General features: G+C 69.8%; 16 protein-coding genes and 1 pseudogene. 16 read left to right on the forward strand and 1 reads right to left on the reverse strand.

Annotation, left to right across the window (positions count from 1 at the left end; all coding sequences use genetic code 11):
* Nucleotides 1–65: 65 nt before the first annotated feature.
* The 6 genes from ptsP to VPH46_RS14545 all read left to right on the forward strand — a co-directional run bounded on the left by ptsP (nucleotide 66) and on the right by VPH46_RS14545 (nucleotide 8,481).
* Nucleotides 66–2,342, forward strand: a complete 2,277-nt coding sequence (gene ptsP / locus VPH46_RS14520; RefSeq protein ID WP_416612314.1) for a phosphoenolpyruvate--protein phosphotransferase — start codon at nucleotides 66–68, stop codon at nucleotides 2,340–2,342.
* An 84-nt stretch (nucleotides 2,343–2,426) separates the two neighbouring features.
* Complete coding sequence (locus VPH46_RS14525) at nucleotides 2,427–3,314, forward strand: helix-turn-helix domain-containing protein (RefSeq protein WP_416612373.1); 888 nt, start codon at nucleotides 2,427–2,429, stop codon at nucleotides 3,312–3,314.
* A 128-nt stretch (nucleotides 3,315–3,442) separates the two neighbouring features.
* Complete coding sequence (locus tag VPH46_RS14530) at nucleotides 3,443–4,399, forward strand: tetratricopeptide repeat protein (RefSeq protein ID WP_416612316.1); 957 nt, start codon at nucleotides 3,443–3,445, stop codon at nucleotides 4,397–4,399.
* Nucleotides 4,400–4,403: 4 nt separating this feature from the next.
* Nucleotides 4,404–5,426, forward strand: coding sequence for a tRNA lysidine(34) synthetase TilS (gene tilS / locus VPH46_RS14535; protein ID WP_416612319.1), 1,023 nt, complete (start codon nucleotides 4,404–4,406; stop codon nucleotides 5,424–5,426).
* Nucleotides 5,427–5,494: 68 nt separating this feature from the next.
* Nucleotides 5,495–7,459, forward strand: a complete 1,965-nt coding sequence (ftsH, locus tag VPH46_RS14540; RefSeq protein ID WP_132882619.1) for an ATP-dependent zinc metalloprotease FtsH — start codon at nucleotides 5,495–5,497, stop codon at nucleotides 7,457–7,459.
* A 362-nt stretch (nucleotides 7,460–7,821) separates the two neighbouring features.
* Complete coding sequence (locus VPH46_RS14545; RefSeq protein ID WP_416612322.1) at nucleotides 7,822–8,481, forward strand: hypothetical protein; 660 nt, start codon at nucleotides 7,822–7,824, stop codon at nucleotides 8,479–8,481.
* 226 nt (nucleotides 8,482–8,707) lie between these two features.
* Here VPH46_RS14545 and VPH46_RS14550 read toward each other — a convergent pair.
* A pseudogene (locus VPH46_RS14550) lies at nucleotides 8,708–9,783 on the reverse strand (DUF3667 domain-containing protein).
* Nucleotides 9,784–9,859: 76 nt separating this feature from the next.
* Between VPH46_RS14550 and VPH46_RS14555 the strand changes: the two are divergent.
* From VPH46_RS14555 to VPH46_RS14600, 10 genes are all read left to right on the forward strand, one after another.
* The gene (locus VPH46_RS14555; protein ID WP_416612324.1) at nucleotides 9,860–11,143 is read left to right on the forward strand and encodes a glutamate-5-semialdehyde dehydrogenase; all 1,284 of its coding nucleotides are present in this window, start codon (nucleotides 9,860–9,862) and stop codon (nucleotides 11,141–11,143) included.
* An 86-nt stretch (nucleotides 11,144–11,229) separates the two neighbouring features.
* On the forward strand, nucleotides 11,230–12,264 hold the full coding sequence (locus VPH46_RS14560; RefSeq protein WP_416612326.1) for an aldo/keto reductase: 1,035 nt from the start codon (nucleotides 11,230–11,232) through the stop codon (nucleotides 12,262–12,264).
* Between the two features lie 254 nt (nucleotides 12,265–12,518).
* Nucleotides 12,519–13,220 carry a nicotinate-nucleotide adenylyltransferase gene (locus VPH46_RS14565; RefSeq protein ID WP_416612329.1) on the forward strand — a complete coding sequence of 234 codons (702 nt, stop codon included), beginning with the start codon at nucleotides 12,519–12,521 and terminating at the stop codon, nucleotides 13,218–13,220.
* A gap of 8 nt (nucleotides 13,221–13,228) precedes the next feature.
* Entirely contained in the window at nucleotides 13,229–13,633 is a 405-nt protein-coding gene (gene rsfS, locus VPH46_RS14570; RefSeq protein WP_416612332.1) for a ribosome silencing factor, read from the forward strand.
* A gap of 12 nt (nucleotides 13,634–13,645) precedes the next feature.
* A complete protein-coding gene (locus VPH46_RS14575; protein WP_416612334.1) occupies nucleotides 13,646–14,068 on the forward strand; it encodes a 23S rRNA (pseudouridine(1915)-N(3))-methyltransferase RlmH in 423 nt (140 codons plus the stop codon).
* Complete coding sequence (locus VPH46_RS14580; protein WP_416612336.1) at nucleotides 14,068–15,249, forward strand: murein hydrolase activator EnvC family protein; 1,182 nt, start codon at nucleotides 14,068–14,070, stop codon at nucleotides 15,247–15,249. Before VPH46_RS14575 ends, VPH46_RS14580 begins: the two co-directional genes overlap by 1 nt.
* A gap of 81 nt (nucleotides 15,250–15,330) precedes the next feature.
* On the forward strand, nucleotides 15,331–16,668 hold the full coding sequence (locus VPH46_RS14585) for a S41 family peptidase (RefSeq protein ID WP_416612338.1): 1,338 nt from the start codon (nucleotides 15,331–15,333) through the stop codon (nucleotides 16,666–16,668).
* Nucleotide 16,669: 1 nt separating this feature from the next.
* Nucleotides 16,670–17,146, forward strand: coding sequence for a disulfide bond formation protein B (locus tag VPH46_RS14590; RefSeq protein WP_416612340.1), 477 nt, complete (start codon nucleotides 16,670–16,672; stop codon nucleotides 17,144–17,146).
* Complete coding sequence (locus VPH46_RS14595) at nucleotides 17,143–17,679, forward strand: demethoxyubiquinone hydroxylase family protein (RefSeq protein WP_239435631.1); 537 nt, start codon at nucleotides 17,143–17,145, stop codon at nucleotides 17,677–17,679. Before VPH46_RS14590 ends, VPH46_RS14595 begins: the two co-directional genes overlap by 4 nt.
* Nucleotides 17,680–17,719: 40 nt before the next feature.
* Entirely contained in the window at nucleotides 17,720–18,124 is a 405-nt protein-coding gene (locus VPH46_RS14600) for a hypothetical protein (protein WP_125959068.1), read from the forward strand.
* Nucleotides 18,125–18,189 lie beyond the last annotated feature (65 nt).

An 18,189-nucleotide genomic window follows, 5' to 3' on the forward strand; every position in this document is an offset into this window, starting at 1 on the left:
CACTTCGTTACCGAAGTTTCCGGCGGGCCGATGGCGTCGGGCGCAACGGCATGGTAGCCAGCCCCATGCCCGCATCGGCCGCCGCTTCCGCCCGAGAGATCCTCACCCGCCTCCACGACGTGATGGCGTCGCGCAGCCCCGCACAGGCCAAGCTCAACAGCGTGGTCAACATCATCGGGGAAACGCTCGATAGCGAGGTCTGCTCGATCTATTTGCTGCGGGAGGGCGTGTTCGAGCTCTTCGCCACCGTCGGCCTCGCCGAAGAGGCGGTGCACGTCACCAAATTGGCACCCGGCGAGGGTCTGGTCGGCACCATCGCCGCCAATGTCGAGACGCTGAACCTGGCCGAAGCCGCGAGCCACCCGGACTTCGCCTATCGTCCGGAAACCGGCGAGGAGCGCTTCCACAGCTTTGCCGGCGTGCCGATCATCCGGCGCGAGCGGGCGGTGGGCGTGCTCGCGGTCCAGCATACCGAGCCGCGCCGCTACGACGACGTCGAGATCGAGGCGCTGCAGACGGTCGCCATGGTGCTGTCCGAGCTGATCGCCAACGCCGACCTGATCGACGCGGCCGGACCCACCGCCGCCAGCCGCCCCCAGGCGACCGGCACCGCCCGCATCAACGGCTTCAAGCTGGTCGAGGGCATGGGCGCGGGCGTCGCCGTCTTCCACCAGCCGCGCATCACCGTCGAACACACGGTGGCCGAGGATACGGAGGCCGAGCGCCACCGCGTCTATGCCGCGTTCGACAAGATGCGCGAGCAGATCGACCGCATCACCAGCCAGGCCGAATTCGGCGTCGGCGGCGAGCATGAAGAGGTCATCGCGACCTACAAGATGTTCGCCTATGACGAGGGCTGGTCGCGCCGCATCAACGAGGCGATCGACTCCGGCCTGACCGCCGAGGCCGCGATCGAGCGCGTCCAGCAGCGCACCCGCATGCGCATGCGCGAGATTTCCGATCCGCTGCTCGCCGATCGCATGCACGACCTGGAGGATCTCTCCAACCGGCTGCTGCGCATCGTCTCGGGCCAGCTCGGCACCGCCGCCCAGCTGGGCCTGCGCCAGGATACGATCCTGATTGCCCGCAACCTGGGCCCGGCCGAACTGCTCGAATACGACCGCCGGCGCCTCAAGGGCGTGGTGCTGGAGGAAGGCTCGCTCACCGCGCACGTGACCATCGTCGCCCGCGCCATGGGCGTGCCGGTGCTCGGCCGGGTGCGCGACGTCCGCCGGCTGATCTCGGAAGGCGACCGGCTGCTGCTCAACGCGTCGGAAGACTATTGCGTCATCCGCCCCACCGCCGATCTGGAGGAGGCGTTCGACGCCAAGCTGCTTTATTCGCAGCGCCGCCGCGCGGCCTTTGCTGCGCTGCGCAGCGAGCCGCCCGTCACCCGCGATGGCGATCGCATCACCCTGCTGGTCAACGCTGGCCTTCGCGACGACGCCGCCGCGCTGGACCTCACCGGCGCGGACGGCATCGGCCTGTTCCGCACCGAATTCCAGTTCCTGGTCTCCTCCACCCTTCCCTCGCGCGAGCGCCAGCAGCGGCTCTATCGCGAGGTGCTCGACGTGGCCGGCGATCGCCCGGTCGTGTTCCGCACCGTCGACATCGGCGGCGACAAGGCGCTGCCCTATCTCGCGACCGGCGATCATGAGGAAGAGAACCCGGCGATGGGCTGGCGGGCGCTGCGCCTCGCGCTGACCCGAGAGGGGCTGATGAAGGCGCAGGCGCGCGCGCTGATCGAGGCGGCGGCCGGCCGCACGCTGCGCGTCATGTTCCCGATGGTGTCCGAACCCTGGGAGTTCGAGCAGGCGCGAGAGCTGTTCGAGCGCCAGCGCGACTGGGTCGCCTCGCGCGGGCGCAAGCTGCCGCTGGAGATCCTCTATGGCGCCATGCTGGAAGTGCCGGCGCTTGCCGAGACGCTCGACCTGCTGTTCCCGCGCCTCGACTTCCTCTCGATCGGCACCAACGATCTCACCCAGTTCCTGTTCGCGGCCGATCGCGCGCACCCGCAGCTGGCGCTGCGCTACGACTGGCTGAGCCCGGCGATCCTGCGCTTCCTGCGCCGGGTGGTGCGCGCCACCCGCGATGCCGGCGTCCCGGTCACCGTGTGCGGCGAAATGGGCGGGCGCTCGCTCGAAGCAATGGCGCTGCTCGGCCTCGGCATCGACCGGCTGTCGATCACGCCGGCCGCGGTCGGCCCGATCAAGGCGATGATCCATTCGCTCGATCGCGCCGCCATCACCGCAACCATGGAGCGGCTGCTGGCGGCCCCGCCGGCCGACATGCGGGCCGCGCTGACCGCCTGGGCGAGCGACAATGGGGTTGAACTGGCGTGAAACGGCGGCGGATACGCGCGTCCCGACGTTGACACAGGTTTATGCGTGTCCGAAACCTGCCCCGAAGACGGGGGCGCGACCTTGGTGAATATTCCCCGCGTGGAGACTGGAATGGGTGAGGGCGAGGGCGCCGTGGAACGGAGCCCGGCAGCGATGACGGCAGGCGAACGGTTGCGGCAGGCGCGCGAGGCCCAGGGCCTCGACCTTGCCGAGGTGGCGGCGCGTACTCGGATCCCCCAGCGGCATCTGGAGGCGATCGAGACGTCGAACTTCTCCCAGCTGCCCTCCACCACCTATGCGATGGGCTTCGGCCGCTCCTACGCACGGGCGGTGGGCGTGGACGAGGTGGCGCTCGCCCGCGATCTGCGCCGCGAGCTCGATACCAGCTACCAGCGGCGCGAGCCCAAGCCCGACCTTCAGCCCCATGCACCCCCGCGGCTTCCCTCGCGCGGCCTCGCCACCGGCGGGTTGATTGCGGGTGCCCTGATCCTGCTTCTGCTCGCCATCTGGTTCGGCACCACCCTGCTCAGCGGCGGGGACGCGCCGCCCGCGCAGCAGGCGACGGCGGAGAGCGAACTCGGCGTGATGCCGGTGCCCGCCGCCTCCCCGGCCGTTGCCGCACCGGCCGCGCCCGTGACCGGCAGCCAGGTGACGCTCACCGCCACCGACGAAGTGTGGGTCCGCGTCTATGACGCTGCCGGCAAGACGCTGATGCAGAAGACGATGACCGCGGGCGAGCGCTACGACGTTCCCGTCGATGCCAACGGCCCGATGATCAACGTCGGCCGCCCGGACAAGCTGACGGTCACCATCAACGGATCGTCGGTGGCCCCGCTCGGCAGCGGCGCCCGCCCGATCAAGGACATCGGCGTCAGCGCCCAGGCGCTGCGCGCCCGCGACGGCGGCGCCACCCCGGCGCCTGCCGCCGCCGATACCGGGGCCGCCCCCGCGCCGGCTGCGCCCCAGGGCTGATGCGCTCGCCTTGGGCGCGCCCGGGCTTTTCCGCGCGCGCTTAAGGCTGGCGACAGCATCGCCGGACCATTAGGGTCCCCCTAGTTTTCCCAATTCCCACCGGGGGGTGTCACGACATGCGTATCCTCATGACGCTTCCGCTTCTGGCGGCCGGCCTTGCAGTTTCCGTCCCCGCGACCGCGCAGACCGCGATCGAAGGCCGGGTGAACAAGCTCGAGCGCGAGATGCGCGCCGTCCAGCGCAAGGTGTTCCCGGGCGGCGCCCAGGCCCAGGTCGAGCCGGAGATCACCGCGCCCCAGGCGCCGATCGAGGCGCCGGGCACGCCCGCGGGCAGCCCGATCGCCAATCTGGAAGCGCGCGTCGCCGCGCTCGAATCGCAGCAGATGACGCTGACCGGCCAGGTCGAGCAGGCGCAGTACAAGCTGCGCCAGATGGAGGAGGCGTTCGAGGCCTATCGCCGCGCCAACGACGGCCGGCTCACCGCGCTGGAGGGCGGCGGCGCCGCCGCGCCGGCCGCGCAGGGCGGCGAGCCTGACACCGCCCCGGCCGCTTCCCCTGCCCCGGCCCGCGGCCCTGGCAACGGCGGCGGCGTGCTGACGCTTCCGGGCAATGCCGGGACCAAGCCGGCCGCCCCCGCTGCTGCTGCCGCTCCTGCGGGGGCGGGTGCTGCCGTCGAAAAGCCCGCGCCCAGCGGCGATCCGGCCGAGGACGCCTATGTCTACGGCTATCGCCTGTGGTCGGCGAAGCGCTATTCGGAGGCCGCGGCCCAGCTCAAAACCGTGGTCGACAAATACCCCAAGCACCGCCGCGCCAGCTGGGCCCAGAACCTGATCGGCCGGTCCTATCTCGACGACGGCAAGCCCAGCCTCGCCTCGATCGCCTTTTACGACAATTACAAGAAGATGCCGGATGGCGAGCGCGCCCCCGACAGCCTCTTCTACCTCGCCGACGCGCTGGTGCAGCTCAAGAAGCCGAAGGACGCGTGCGAGGTCTATGCCGAGCTGTCCGACGTCTATGCCGATCGCATCTCGGCGACGATGAAGGCGGATATCCAGCGTGGACGCACCGCCGCCAAGTGCAGCTGATCCGGTGATCCTCGATCCGGCGGCGGTCGCGCGGTTCGCGCACGACCTCGCCGCCGCGATCGGCGCCCCACTCACCGGCCCGATCGCGCTCGCCGTCTCGGGCGGCCCCGATTCCATGGCGATGCTGGCGCTGGCGCATGCCGCGCACCCCGGCCGGGTGATCGCCGCCACCGTCGACCACCGCCTCCGCCCCGATGCCGCCGACGAGGCCGCAATCGTCGCCCGCTGGTGCCGCGACGCCGGCATCCCGCATGCCACGCTCGTCCCGGACCGGCCGCCCCGGGGCGCCAGCATCCAGGCACAGGCGCGGCAGCTGCGCTACCAGCTGCTCGGCCGATGGGCGCTCGGCGAGGGCGCGGCCGCGCTGCTCACCGCTCATCATGCCGACGACCAGGCCGAAACCTTCCTGATGCGCGCCGTGCGCGGCTCGGGCCCCGCCGGGCTTGCCGGCATCCGCCGCTATTGGACCTGGCACCCCGAACGCTGGGACGGCACCGGCGCCGGCGAGGCGCGCGGCCTCCCGGTCGTCCGCCCGCTGCTCGGCTGGCGGCGCGCGACCCTGCGCGCCTTGGCGGAGGCAGCCGCCCTCCCCTTCGTCGACGATCCCTCCAACACCGACCCCCGCCACGACCGCACCGGGGCCCGCGCGCTGCTGGCCGGGACGCCCGCGCTGGATGTCGAGGGGCTCGCACGTGCTGCGCAGCATTGCGCCGAAACGGATGCAGCAATTGGGGAGACCGTGACCTGGATCGAGCGCGAGCGGCTGTGCCCCGCGCCCCCCGGGGAACACGCGCTGGACATGGCCGGCCTGCCCCGCGAACTGCGTCGCCGCCTCGTCCGCCGCGCCATCCACCACGTCCGCCACCACGCGCCCGCGGCCGAGGGAAGCTGGTCCGACTCCGCCAACGTCGAGCCGCTGCTGGACGCGCTGGAGGCCGGCAGCGGCGCTACCCAGGCAGGCGTCTCCGCCTCTTCGCACGGGGACCGGTGGCATTTCCGGCCCGCACCGCCGCGTCGATCAGCCTGATCGATGTTGTTCCATTGCCATTCATCCCCCGCAGCCTATCTTGCAGGGACGAAGAGGTACGCGCTTTCATGAACGACAACGACAAGCAGCCCGGCCCCGAGAACGGCGGCAACGGCAACCCCTGGATGAAGAGCCTGCTCATCTGGGTGGGCATCCTCATGGCCCTGGCGCTGTTCGTGTCGCTGTTCCCCAGCGGCGGGGCGCAGAACGCCGGTACGTCGATCCCCTATTCCGCGTTCCTCGACCGGGTCGAGGAAGGGTCGGTCAAGGACGTCAACGTCACCAAGAACGTCATCACCGGCACCCAGTCGAACGGCGAGAAGTTCCGCACCTATGCGATGGACGACCCGCAGCTGACGGAGCGCCTGCGCAAGGCCGGCGTCAGCATCACCGCGCGCCCGGAGGAAGGCCCGTCGATCTGGCAGTACATGCTGGTCCAGGCGCTTCCGTTCCTGCTGTTCCTCGGCATCGCCTTCTTCGTGGTGCGCCAGATGCAGAAGGGCGGCGGCGCGAACGGCGCGATGGGCTTCGGCAAGTCGCGCGCCCGCATGCTGACCCAGAAGGAAGGCAAGGTCACCTTCGACGACGTCGCCGGCATCGACGAGGCGCGCGAGGAGCTGCAGGAGATCGTCGAGTTCCTGAAGGACCCGACCAAGTTCGCGCGCCTCGGCGGCAAGATCCCCAAGGGCGCACTGCTGGTCGGCTCGCCCGGCACCGGCAAGACCCTGCTCGCCCGCGCCATCGCGGGTGAGGCAGGCGTGCCCTTCTTCACCATCTCCGGCTCGGACTTCGTCGAGATGTTCGTGGGCGTCGGCGCCAGCCGCGTGCGCGACATGTTCGAACAGGCCAAGAAGTCGGCCCCGTGCATCGTCTTCATCGACGAGATCGACGCGGTCGGCCGCCATCGCGGCGCGGGTCTAGGCAACGGCAACGACGAGCGCGAGCAGACGCTCAACCAGCTGCTGGTCGAGATGGACGGCTTCGAGGCGAACGAAGGCATCATCATCATCGCGGCGACCAACCGCCCCGACGTGCTCGACCCTGCGCTGCTGCGTCCGGGCCGCTTCGACCGCCAGGTCGTGGTGCCCCGCCCCGACATCGAGGGCCGCATCAAGATCCTGCAGGTCCACATGAAGAAGGTGCCGCTGGCGCCCGACGTGGATGCCCGCACGATCGCGCGCGGCACGCCCGGCTTCTCGGGCGCGGACCTCGCCAACCTCGTCAACGAAGCCGCGCTGATGGCGGCCCGCAAGGGCAAGCGCCTGGTCGCCAACCTCGAGTTCGAAGAGGCCAAGGACAAGGTCATGATGGGCGCCGAGCGGCGCTCCATGGTGATGACCGACGACGAAAAGCGGATGACCGCCTATCACGAAGCCGGCCACGCCATCGTCTCGATCCACGAGCCCGCGTCGGACCCGATCCACAAGGCGACGATCATCCCGCGCGGCCGGGCGCTGGGCATGGTGATGCGCCTGCCGGAGCGCGACAGCTACAGCTACCACCGCGACAAGATGTACGCGAACCTGGCGGTGGCGATGGGCGGCCGCGTCGCCGAAGAGATCATCTTCGGCTACGACAAGGTGTCCTCGGGCGCCTCGGGCGACATCCAGCAGGCGACGAGCCTGGCGCGCGACATGGTCACCCGCTGGGGCATGTCCGACGCGGTCGGCCCGGTCGAGTACGCCGAGCCGCAGGGTGAGAGCTTCCTCGGCTATTCGCAGTCGGCCCCGGCCCGCATGTCGAACAAGACGGCGGAACTGATCGACAGCGAGATCAAGCGCATCGTCGAGGGTGGCCTCACCCGCGCCCGCGACGTGCTGACCGAGCATGTCGACCAGCTCCACACGCTGGCCGGCGCCCTGCTCGAGTATGAGACGCTGAGCGGCGACGAGATCAAGCGCCTGATCGCCGGCGAGGACCTCGGCCGCCCGACCGACGGCCCGACCCGCCCGGTCGCCGCCGCCGGCACCTCGATCCCGCGCACGCGGCGCCCCCAGGGTCCCTTCGGCAACCCCAGCCCCGCCGGCGCCTGATCCGGCCCGGCACGAACAGAAAACCCCTCCGCGACGACCTCGCGGAGGGGTTTTTCTTTGGCCGTAGGTCCTGTGAACCAGGCCGCGTTGTCGCCCCAAGCAAAACCCGTACCCCGGCGAAGGCCGGGGTCCAGTTGCGGTGGCTCACGATAGGGAGCGCACCCCGAGTTGCCTGCACAAGGCACCCACGGCCAAGCAGAACAACGGCTCGCGCAGCCGTGGTCCTGGGCTCCCTTCTTCGCAAGAGCCCATTGAATGCTTAATGTCCGGCTTTGAGTGGATCCCGCTCGGCGTCCATAGCAAGATGACTTCTCTTGTAGACACATTCCTTCGCGTTCAGACTTGGCGCAAGGGGGAGGCGCATGAAGCACTTAAGCGCTTGGGCGGCTGGCATAGGTTTGGCGGCCCTTGTTTCGATATCGGCTCCAGCTCTCGCGGGCGAAGAAATGGCGGGCGAGCGTATTCATTCATCGCTGCCGCTTTACACTTTTGATTGGGAGCAGATGTGGCCGCGAAGTTTTTCGTCAGGTGATGAATTTGGGTGCACTTCACGAGTGCAGTTTGGCGACTGGCGCTTCACGCCTAGCCCGAACAACAGCTTTGGCGAGCAGCATTGGGAGCGGTTCACCAACTATGGGGTCTTCCATTGTTCGGCAATCATGCGAACGGCCGATGAACAGAGCGGGTTGGACGAAGCTCAATCGGAGTATGGATTCTTTGTCCAGTTGGGAACGGCGCGTGCAGCAGGCGCCGAGTGGGAGCTTTGGGCGCTTCAGAAAGGCTTCAATCCTGGGAGCGAATACACACTCCTAGCACGTGAGCCAGATAGCGCTGAAATCGATCGGTTTATCGTGCTACAGCAGCGCTGCCCTTCCGGGAGCAAACTAGAGGCCAAGGGGTTCGACATCTGGGTCACTCGCTACTGTGCGGTCAATTCCCGCTCCGAGTTGCTTTCCTTGTCTCGCAAGATGCTGGCGCTTCCGCCACTCGGCGTGATCGAGAGAGTCGTTAAAGCTGAGTGATCCACTGGCGGGTGTGCTGGCGGCTGCGGCATGGCAGGCTTGCTTGACGATCGTTCGCAGTCGGGAAGCTGATGATGTGGAGAGATGGCGGGAAGTGACGTCCCCCGACAGTCGGCTCCAAAGATTATACGACCCAACCGTGCTCCTGCGCAGGCAGGACCCCAGGATCACAATCGCTGCCGTCGCCGTATTCCCTACCTCCCGCCGCCGCCCTCGCGGCGGCAGGTCACCCCATCACCCCGAGCACCACCAGCAGCGACACGAAGATCGACAGCACCAGGGCCGTCACGAACAGCAGCGCCACCGTCCGCCACGCCGCGCTGAACGTGCGCAGCCGGTACGCTCCCTTCAGTTGTGCGAACATGTGGATCGGCGGCACCAGCAGCAGCCATGGGTCGAGCCAGGAGAGCAAGCGCGTCATGCTGAACAGCGCCATCGCCACGAACAGCAGGTTCATGAAGCTGATCGAGTAGATCACGAAGATCGCGTGGTCGTACATGCGATACTGCCGCCGCCAGGCGAACAGCATCCACATGAACGGCAGCGACAAGGGGATCAGCGCCCAGCTGTATTTGTAACTGCTCGACTTGATCTTGTAGAGCAGCAGCTCCGGGTTCTGGAGCTTGTGGCCGAGCTTCTTGTAGCCATTGCCCTCCAGTTGCACGCCCAGCCGGCGCAGCATCGCGGGGATGCCGCTGTGCCCCTGCACGACGGCAAGCTCCTGCTCCATTGCATAGCGTTCGATCTGCAACCCACGCGCCGCCTGCCCCTTGGCATCGCCGCGGGCGATCTCGCGATCGAGTTCCGCGATGCGCCCACGCAGGCGCTCGGCATCCCCGGCATCGACCTTGACGATGTGCTCCGGAAACGTCTCTTCCTGCATCCAGCTGCCGACGCCTGCCCAGCCGAACACCGCGAACATCAGGAACATCGTGAACAGGAACAGCGCCAGCGGCGACACGAAGCGCGCCCGTTCGCCCTCTACATAGCGGCGGGTGAGTTCGCCGGGTCGCGTCCCCAGCATCGGCAGCGTGTCCCAGATCTTGCCCTCGAAATGGAACACGCCGTGCAGCAGGTCGTGGCCGACCGAATGGAGCGTGCGGTGGATGTGCCCCGCCTGCCCGCAGCGGTGGCAATGCGCCCCGATCAGCGCGGTCCCGCAGTTGAGGCACAGGCCATGCGCATGGCCCGCCCCATGGCCCCGGCCCTCACCCGCGCCCGGCCCTCACCCGCGCCCGGCTCGATCGCGCGCGCGAACAGCCCCCCGGCGACGATGTCGCCCCCTGTTTCCACTTCCCCCATGACGAAAAGCTATCACGTCCCTGCACCCTGTCGAGAGGCTTTGGGAGGCCTGCGCGGCCATGCTAGCGTGGGGCATATGTCCGCTGACCTCGCCACCGCCGCCGCACCCGAAGATGCCGTCGCCCTCGTGCGTGCGATGGGCGCCCGCGCCCGCACTGCTGCCCGCGCCTTGGCTGCGCTTCCGACCGCCACCAAGGCCGCAGCCCTGCGCGCCGCCGCCGCCGCGATCCGCGCCGATGCGTCCGCGATCCTCGCCGCCAACGCGCGCGACGTCGCGGCCGGCGAAGCGCGCGGCCTGAGCCCGGCGCTGCTCGACCGCCTTCGCCTCGACCCCGCCCGCCTCGAAGGCGCCGCTGCCGGCATGGAGGCGATCGCCGGCCTCTCCGATCCGGTCGGCGCGCTGGTGTCGGAGGATCGTCGCCCCAACGGCCTGGTGCTGCGCCGCGTGCGCGTGCCGATCGGCGTCATCGGCATCATCTACGAAAGCCGCCCCAACGTCACCGCGGACGCCGGCGCGCTGTGCGTCATGGCCGGCAATGCCGCCATCCTGCGCGGCGGATCAGAGGCGATCGAGAGCAACCGCGCGCTCCATGCGGCCATGCAGCGCGGGTTCGCCGCCGGGGGCGTGCCCGCCGATGCGATCCAGCTGGTCCCCACCACCGATCGTGCCGCCGTGGGCGCCATGCTCACGGCCGAGGGCCTGATCGACATGGTCGTGCCCCGCGGCGGCAAGAGCCTGGTCGCCCGCGTCCAGGCGGAGGCGCGCGTGCCCGTGCTCGCGCACTTGGACGGCATCAACCACAGCTATGTCGATGGCGCCGCCGACCCGGACATGGCCCGCACCCTGGTGGTCAACGCAAAGCTCCGCCGCACCGGCATCTGCGGCGCGACCGAGACGCTGCTGATCGACCGCGCCTTTGCCGATCCGGCGCCGCTGCTCGCCGCCCTGATCGACGGCGGCTGCGAGTTGCGCGGCGACGCGGACGTCCAGGCGATCGACCCGCGCGTACGCCCCGCCACGGCCGAGGACTGGGACACCGAATATCTCGACGCGATCCTCTCGGTGAAGCGGGTCGACGGCGTGGAAGGCGCACTGGCCCATATCGCCCGCCACAGCTCCGGCCACACCGACGCGATCGTGACGGAGGACGCAACCACGGCCGAGCGCTTCCTCAACGGGGTCGATTCGGCGATCGTGATGTGGAACGCCTCCACCCAGTTCGCCGACGGCGGCGAGTTCGGGCTGGGCGGGGAGATCGGTATTTCCACCGGCCGCCTGCATGCCCGCGGCCCCGTCGCGCTCGAAGGTCTCACCACCTACAAATGGACCGTCACCGGCACCGGCCAGACCCGCCCCTGACGCGGGGCTTTTTCATACCGATCGGTTGCGCGGGCGAAAAGCATCCCCATCTGCCGGGCGCTTATCGCTCAGGAGGCGCATCCCCCATGCACTACAACCAGCTCGGCCGCACCGGCCTGTTCGTGTCCGAACTCTGCCTCGGCACCATGACCTTCGGCGGGGAGGGGATGTTCAAGGCGGTTGGCCAGGTGCAGCAGGCCGACGCCGACGCGCTGCTCCGCACCGCGGTGGACGCGGGCGTCAACTTCATCGACACCGCCAACGTCTATTCCGACGGCCTGTCGGAGGAGATCACCGGCCAGGCGATCCGCAACCTGGGGCTGCGGCGTGAAGACGTGGTGCTCGCCACCAAGGCGTTCGGGCCGATGGGTCCGGGCCACAATGATCGCGGCGCCTCACGCGGGCATTTGCTCGACCAGGTGAAGGCCAGCCTCAAGCGGCTCGGCACCGACCATATCGACCTCTACCAGATCCATGGCTGGGACTCGGTGACGCCGATCGAGGAGACGCTGCGCGCGCTCGACGATCTCGTGAGCCAAGGCCACGTTCGCTACATCGGCGTCTCCAATTGGGCGGCGTGGCAGATCGCCAAGGCGCTCGGCATCTCCGAACGCCGCGGCTTCGCCCGGTTCGAGACGGTGCAGTCCTACTACACGCTCGCAGGTCGGGACCTGGAACGCGAGCTGGCGCCGATGATGGAATCGGAAGGGCTCGGCCTGATGGTGTGGAGCCCGCTTGCCGGCGGCTATCTGTCGGGCAAGTACCGCGCCGGCGACAGCAACGGCCGCCGCACCAACTTCAACTTCCCGCCCGTCGACCAGACCCGCGGCGAGGCGGTGCTCTCCGCCATGGACCCGATCGCGGCGGCGCATGGCGTGTCGGTCGCCCGCATCGCGCTCGCCTGGCTGCTCCACCAGAAAGTCGTCACCAGCGTCATCGTCGGCGCCAAGCGCGTCGACCAGCTGGAGGACAATCTCGCCGCCGTGGACGTCGCGCTGACGGCGGAGCAGCTCGCGTCGCTCGATGCGGCCAGCAAGCTGGCGCCGGAATACCCCGGCTGGATGATCGAGCGCCAATCCGAGTACCGCGCCCCGGCGCTCGCGGCGGGACGGAAGCGCTAACGCCAACCACACCCGCAACCGTACCCCCGCGCAGGCGGGGGTCCAGGGCCCAGCAAAGCAACGACCGGTATCGCGCGAAACCCTGGGCTCCCGCCTGCGCAGGAGCACGGAGGGCGCGACGTAGAGGGTCGCGCTGCCGCACCCCGGAACGCGCTTCGTACCCCGGCGGAGGCCGGGGCCCAGTTGCGGCGAAGGGGGTTTGGGGCACTCCGCAACCGCCTTCCCACCTGGACCCCGGCCTCCGCCGGGGTACCTTGCGCGCGCGAGGCGAAGCGGACCACCGCCCCCACGCCGTTGCACCCGCCGCGCAACACTGGCATCGCGCCCCCATGTCCCGCATCGGCCTCCTCGGCGGCTCCTTCAATCCGGCGCATCGCGGCCACCGCGGCATCTCGCTCCAGGCGATCCGCGCGCTGGAGCTCGACGAGCTGTGGTGGCTGGTGTCGCCCGGCAATCCGCTCAAGGACCACGCGACCGACATGGCGCCCTTTGCCGCGCGCCTCGCGTCCGCCACCCGCATGGCGCGCCACTCGCGCATCCGGGCGACCGATATCGAACGACGGCTCGGCACGCGCTACACCCTCGACACGCTGCGAAAGCTCGTCGCGCGCTTCCCCGATCACGACTTCATCTGGGTGATGGGGGCCGACAATCTCGCCCAGTTCCACCGCTGGCGCGGATGGCGCGAAATCGCGCGCACCATGCCGATTGCGGTTATCGCGCGTCCGGGGTATGATCGGCGGGCCCGCGCAAGTGTCGCGATGGGCTGGCTGCGGCGCCATGCGCGGCCCGCAGGCCAGGCGAAACGATGGACGAATTGGAGTTTGCCGGCACTTGTGTTGCTGCGCTTCCGCCCCGATCCGACCTCGGCGACCGGCATCCGAGCCGCCGATCCCGCCTGGCACCGGCACCCGACGCCGAACCAAATCCCCACGCGCACGGCCATGAAAGGCTAGGAGACAAGTTGCCCAACCCCTCTTCCGCACGCGAAGGCGGTACCGACGACGTCGAGGCGCTGCACCGCCTCGTCCTCACCTCGCTGGATGACGATCAGGCGGTGGAAACCGTCTCGATCCCGCTCGCCGGCAAGTCCAGCATCGCCGACTATATGGTCGTCGCCTCCGGCCGTTCGAGCCGTCAGGTCGCCTCCATGGCCACCAAGATCGCCGAGAAGGTGAAGGCCGAGTTCGGCCGCAGCGCCCGGGTCGAGGGTCTGCCGACCGCCGACTGGGTGCTGATCGACGCGGGCGACGTGATCGTCCACCTGTTCCGCCCCGAAGTCCGCACCTTCTACAACCTGGAGCGGATGTGGGCGTTCGGCGACACGCCGACGATGGGTTCGACCGGCAACCCGCCCGCCTCCGTCTGACCCTTCGCGCCCGTGCTGCTGCATATCGTCGCGCGCGGGCGCATCGGGCGCAGTCCCGAGGCCGAGCTGGTCGATCGCTATCTCAAGCGCGTCACCTGGCCGACCCGCGTCACCGAGCTGCCCGACAAGGGCGGCAAGGTGCCGCCGCGCGATCCCGGCACCCGCATCGTCATGCTCGATGAAACCGGCCGCGACATGCCCTCCCGCCAGTTCGCCCAGGTCCTGGGTGGATGGCGCGACGACGGCGTCCGCGAGGCGCGCTTCCTGATCGGCGCCGCCGACGGCTTCGACGATGCCGACCGGCGGGAGGCGGACCTGCTGATCTCGTTCGGCCGCCTCACCTGGCCGCACATGATGGCCCGCGCCATGCTCGCCGAGCAGTTGTGGCGCGTCGCCAGCATCCTCGCCAACCACCCCTATCACCGCGAGGGCTGATGCGCCGCGGCGGGAAAGTCGCGGCGGCCCTGCTGGTGCTGGCCGCCGGGGGCGCGGCACTGGGCGCCGCCACCATCGGCACCGCCGCTCCCCCGCCGCTCGACCAGCAGCGCGAACGGCTGCGCACCGCCCGGATCGAGGCAGATCGTGCCCAGGCCCGCGCCCAGGCGCTGGAGCACCAGGCCGCCGCCGCCCGCACAGCCGCCGATCGCGCCGCCGCCCGGCAGCGCAGCATGGCCGCCCGCATCGCCGCGGCCGAGGCGGAGCACCGCGCCGCCGAAGCCCGCGTGGCGGTCGTCGGCCGCCTGCTCGCCGAACGCCGAGAGGAGCTTGCCCGCCGCCGCGACCCGATCGTGCGGCTGATGGCCGCACTCCAGTCGCTCGCCCGCCGGCCGGCGGTGGCAGCCGTCGCCCAGCCCGGCTCCACCGCCGATGCCGTCCACGTCCGCGCCGTGCTCGCGACCGTGCTTCCCGCCGTCCGCCAGCGCACCAGCGCCGTCCGGGCAGAGGTCGCCGAGGTCCAGCGCACCCGCCGCCAGGCCGCGCTCGCGGTGCAGGCGCTCGGCAGCAGCCGGCGGCGACTGGAGGACGAGCGCCTCCAGCTGGTGCGGCTGGAGGCGGCGGAGCGCCTGCGATCGCAGGATCTCGGCCGCACCGCGCTGGTCGAGTCGGACCGCGCGATCGCGCTGGGCGAACGCGCGCGCGACATCGTCGACCAGATGCAGGAGACGCAGCTCGCCGCGGTGACGCTGGGCGAGCTCACGAGCCTTTCCGGGCCGCTGCTGCGCCCGGGGTCGGACGGCACGCCCGTCCACCGCTCGCCCTATCGCCTGCCGGTGGCTGGCGCGGTGGTGACTGGCTTCGGCGAGATTTCAGACGCGGGCGTGCGGTCGCGCGGCCTGACGCTCGCGGTGGCACCCGGCGCGCGCGTGGTCGCGCCGCTGGCGGGCCGCGTTCTGCTCGCCCGCCCCTTTCGCAGCTATGGCACCATCATCCTGCTCGATCATGGCAACGGCTGGACGACCCTCGTGACCGGGCTCGGCCGCGCCACCGTGCGCCGCGGGACCGAGGTGGCCGCCGGCACGCCGCTCGGCCTCGCCCCCGGCGGCGACGCGCCCCAGGTCACCGTCGAGCTGCGCCGCCACGGCGCCGCCATCGACATCGCGACGATGCTCGGCTGAGGCAGACCGCCAGAGTTCCTTTTACGCGGCCACGCTTTGGCGCTATTCCGGTGCGGCATGTCCGTTCATAAGGTTCCCCGCATGGTTCGCCCGCTCCTCCAGGCCACTGCGATCGTGGGCGCGCTGGCGCTGGTTCCGATCGCCAACGGCGCAATGGCGCAGGTCGACAGCGACAGCTATCGCGAGCTCGACACCTTCATGGACGTCTACAATCGCGTCCGTGCGTCCTACGTCGACAAGGTGGACGACAAGGTACTGGTGAAGGGCGCGATCCAGGGCATGCTCGCGGCGCTCGACCCGCACAGCTCGTACGTCGACGCGCTCGATTTCGACAACATGCGCATCGCGACCGAGGGCAACTACGGCGGCCTCGGCCTCACCGTCACCATGATCGACGGCGCGATCAAGGTCATCGCGCCGACCGAGGACACGCCGGCGGCACGCGCCGGCATCAAGGCCGGCGACTACATCACCCATATCGACGGCAAGCTGATCTACGGCGGCTCGCTGGACGAGGCGATCTCCCAGATGCGCGGCCCCGCCAACACCAAGGTCACGCTGACGCTGGTCCGCCCGGGCCAGGAAAAGCCGATCACCGCCACGATGACCCGCGAGATCATCGTCCAGAAGCCGGTAAAGTGGGAGGTGAAGGACGGCATCGGCATCATCAACATCAACACCTTCTCCGCCCAGACCGGCGCCGACACCCGCGCCGCGGTCGCCGCGATCGACAAGGCGCTCGGCCACAAGCCGCTCGGCTACATCGTCGACCTGCGCGAGAACGGCGGCGGCCTGCTGAACGAAGCGATCGAGGTGTCGGACGTCTTCCTCGACCACGGCGAGATCGTCTCCCAGCGCGGCCGCGAGAAGACCGACATCGAACGCTATTATGCCGAGGCCGGCGACCTGACCCAGGGTTTGCCGATCATCGTGCTCGTCGATGCAGGCACCGCCTCCGCCTCCGAAATCGTCGCCGGCGCGCTTCAGGATCACCACCGCGCGATCGTCATGGGCGAGCGGACCTTCGGCAAGGGGTCGGTGCAGACGCTGCTGCCGCTCGGGCCGGAGACGGCGCTGCGCCTCACCACCGCGCGCTACTACACGCCCTCGGGCCGTTCGGTGCAGGAGGGCGGCATCGAGCCCGACCTGAAGGTGCCGCAGATCTCCGACCCCGACTATAAGGACCGCCCGGTGTTCCGCGAGGCGGACCTGCGCCGCCACCTGATCAACGAGGCCAAGGTCGACAATTCGGTGCTGGAAGACGACGGCAAGCCCGATCCCCGCTTCACCGAGTCTGCCGAGGCGCTCAAGAAGCGCGGCGTCGAGGACTTCCAGCTTCACTATGCCCTGCAGACGCTCGGCCGCCTGGGCCCTGCGCCGCGCGCGGTGGCGACGGCGACGCCGGCAAAGAAGCGCTGACATGCGCGGCGGCAATCTCCAGGCGGCGCGCTGGCTCGCGCTGCTCGTCCCGGCAGTGCTGATGCTGGGCGCGCTCGGATCGCAATATCTGGGCGGGCTCTACCCGTGCGAGATGTGCCACTGGCAGCGCTGGCCGCATTATGCCGCCATCGTGCTGGCGCTGCTGAGCTTCGTGGCACCCCGCACCTCCGCACGCGTCGCGCTGGTGCTGCTCGCCGGCATCGCCATCGCGATCAGCGGCGGCATCGGCGTCTTTCACGCCGGGGTCGAATATGGCTGGTGGCAGGGCATCACCGGCTGCGCGACGCCGTTTTCGGGCGGCGGCGGCGACATGCTCGACGCGATCATGAAGGCGCCGGTGATCCGCTGCGACGTGCCGCAATGGACGCTGGCGGGCATTTCTCTGGCGGGCTTTAACGCGATCTTTTCGCTCGTCGGTGCGTTGGGGATCTTTGTGCTGGCAGGAAAACGCGCATGAAGCGGTGGCGACCCGGCGATCGGCGGGAACCGGTCTCCCAGATGATCCGGGTGGATCAGGCGGGCGAATATGGCGCGACCCGCATCTATGCGGGGCAGCTCGCGGTGATGGGCGATCGCGTCCCGCTCGCGCGCGAGATCGTCGGCATGGCCAAGCAGGAGGAACGCCACCGCGCCTGGTTCGACGGCATGATCGCCGAACGCGGCGTCCGCCCGACCCTGCTCCAGCCCTTCTGGAGCGTCGCCGGTTTCGCACTCGGCGCCGTCACCGCCGCGATCGGGCCGGAGGCCGCGATGGCCTGCACCGCCGCGGTCGAGACCGAGATCGACAAGCATTACGACCAGCAGCTCGCCGAGCTTCGCGACGAGGAGCCGGAGCTTTCGGCCGCGGTGCTGGAGTTCCAGGCCGAGGAGCTGGAGCACAAGGAAGCGGCGATCGCCCACGGCGCCGAACAGGCGATCGGCTATCCGGTGCTGTCCGCCGTGATCCGGCTCGGCTGCCGGGTGGCAATCGCCGCATCGAAACGCATATGAGGCTTGCCGCGTTAGGATGGCGGCAACAGGAGGACGACCGATGGCAAAGTGGATGCTGATGGCAGCGATCGGGCTGGCCGCGCCGGTGCTGGGCCTCTCCGCCCCCGCGGTCGCCCAGAATGCCGCCCAGAACGGCGTGCTGGTGATCTACGGCAACGACAAATGCCCCACCAACGCCAATGGCGAGGAAATCGTGGTGTGCGTGCGCCGCGGCGAGGAAGAGCGCTTCCGCATCCCCAAGGAGCTGCGCACCACCGAGGCGTCGCCCGACCAGCAGAGCTGGGCCGTGCGCCAGCAGTCCGGGCTGGAGGCAGGCGCCACCGGCGTCGGTTCGTGCAGCACCGTGGGTGCCAGCGGCCAGTCGGGCTGCTTCGTCCAGAACGCGAACCGCTGGAAGGCGGAACGCCGCGCCGCCAAGGCGGAGGCCGAACGCAGCGTTCCCTGATCGCGCCGGACGTTGCGTCCGCGTCCCTGCCGTCGTAGCCGCACGCCTCGTTGAACGGGGAACGG

It is taken from the genome of Sphingomonas sp. MJ1 (PH-R8) (assembly GCF_048058635.1).
Classification (GTDB): Bacteria; Pseudomonadota; Alphaproteobacteria; order Sphingomonadales; family Sphingomonadaceae; genus Sphingomonas.

Coding starts and splice junctions, on each gene's coding strand:
- VPH46_RS14580 (WP_416612336.1), top strand. CDS start 14,068: ATGCGCCGCGGCGGGAAAGTCGCGGCGGCCCTGCTGGTGCTGGCCGCC.
- VPH46_RS14555 (WP_416612324.1), top strand. CDS start 9,860: ATGTCCGCTGACCTCGCCACCGCCGCCGCACCCGAAGATGCCGTCGCC.
- VPH46_RS14585 (WP_416612338.1), top strand. CDS start 15,331: ATGGTTCGCCCGCTCCTCCAGGCCACTGCGATCGTGGGCGCGCTGGCG.
- VPH46_RS14590 (WP_416612340.1), top strand. CDS start 16,670: ATGCGCGGCGGCAATCTCCAGGCGGCGCGCTGGCTCGCGCTGCTCGTC.
- VPH46_RS14530 (WP_416612316.1), top strand. CDS start 3,443: ATGACGCTTCCGCTTCTGGCGGCCGGCCTTGCAGTTTCCGTCCCCGCG.
- VPH46_RS14595 (WP_239435631.1), top strand. CDS start 17,143: ATGAAGCGGTGGCGACCCGGCGATCGGCGGGAACCGGTCTCCCAGATG.
- ptsP (WP_416612314.1), top strand. CDS start 66: ATGCCCGCATCGGCCGCCGCTTCCGCCCGAGAGATCCTCACCCGCCTC.
- ftsH (WP_132882619.1), top strand. CDS start 5,495: ATGAACGACAACGACAAGCAGCCCGGCCCCGAGAACGGCGGCAACGGC.
- VPH46_RS14560 (WP_416612326.1), top strand. CDS start 11,230: ATGCACTACAACCAGCTCGGCCGCACCGGCCTGTTCGTGTCCGAACTC.
- VPH46_RS14545 (WP_416612322.1), top strand. CDS start 7,822: ATGAAGCACTTAAGCGCTTGGGCGGCTGGCATAGGTTTGGCGGCCCTT.
- VPH46_RS14600 (WP_125959068.1), top strand. CDS start 17,720: ATGGCAAAGTGGATGCTGATGGCAGCGATCGGGCTGGCCGCGCCGGTG.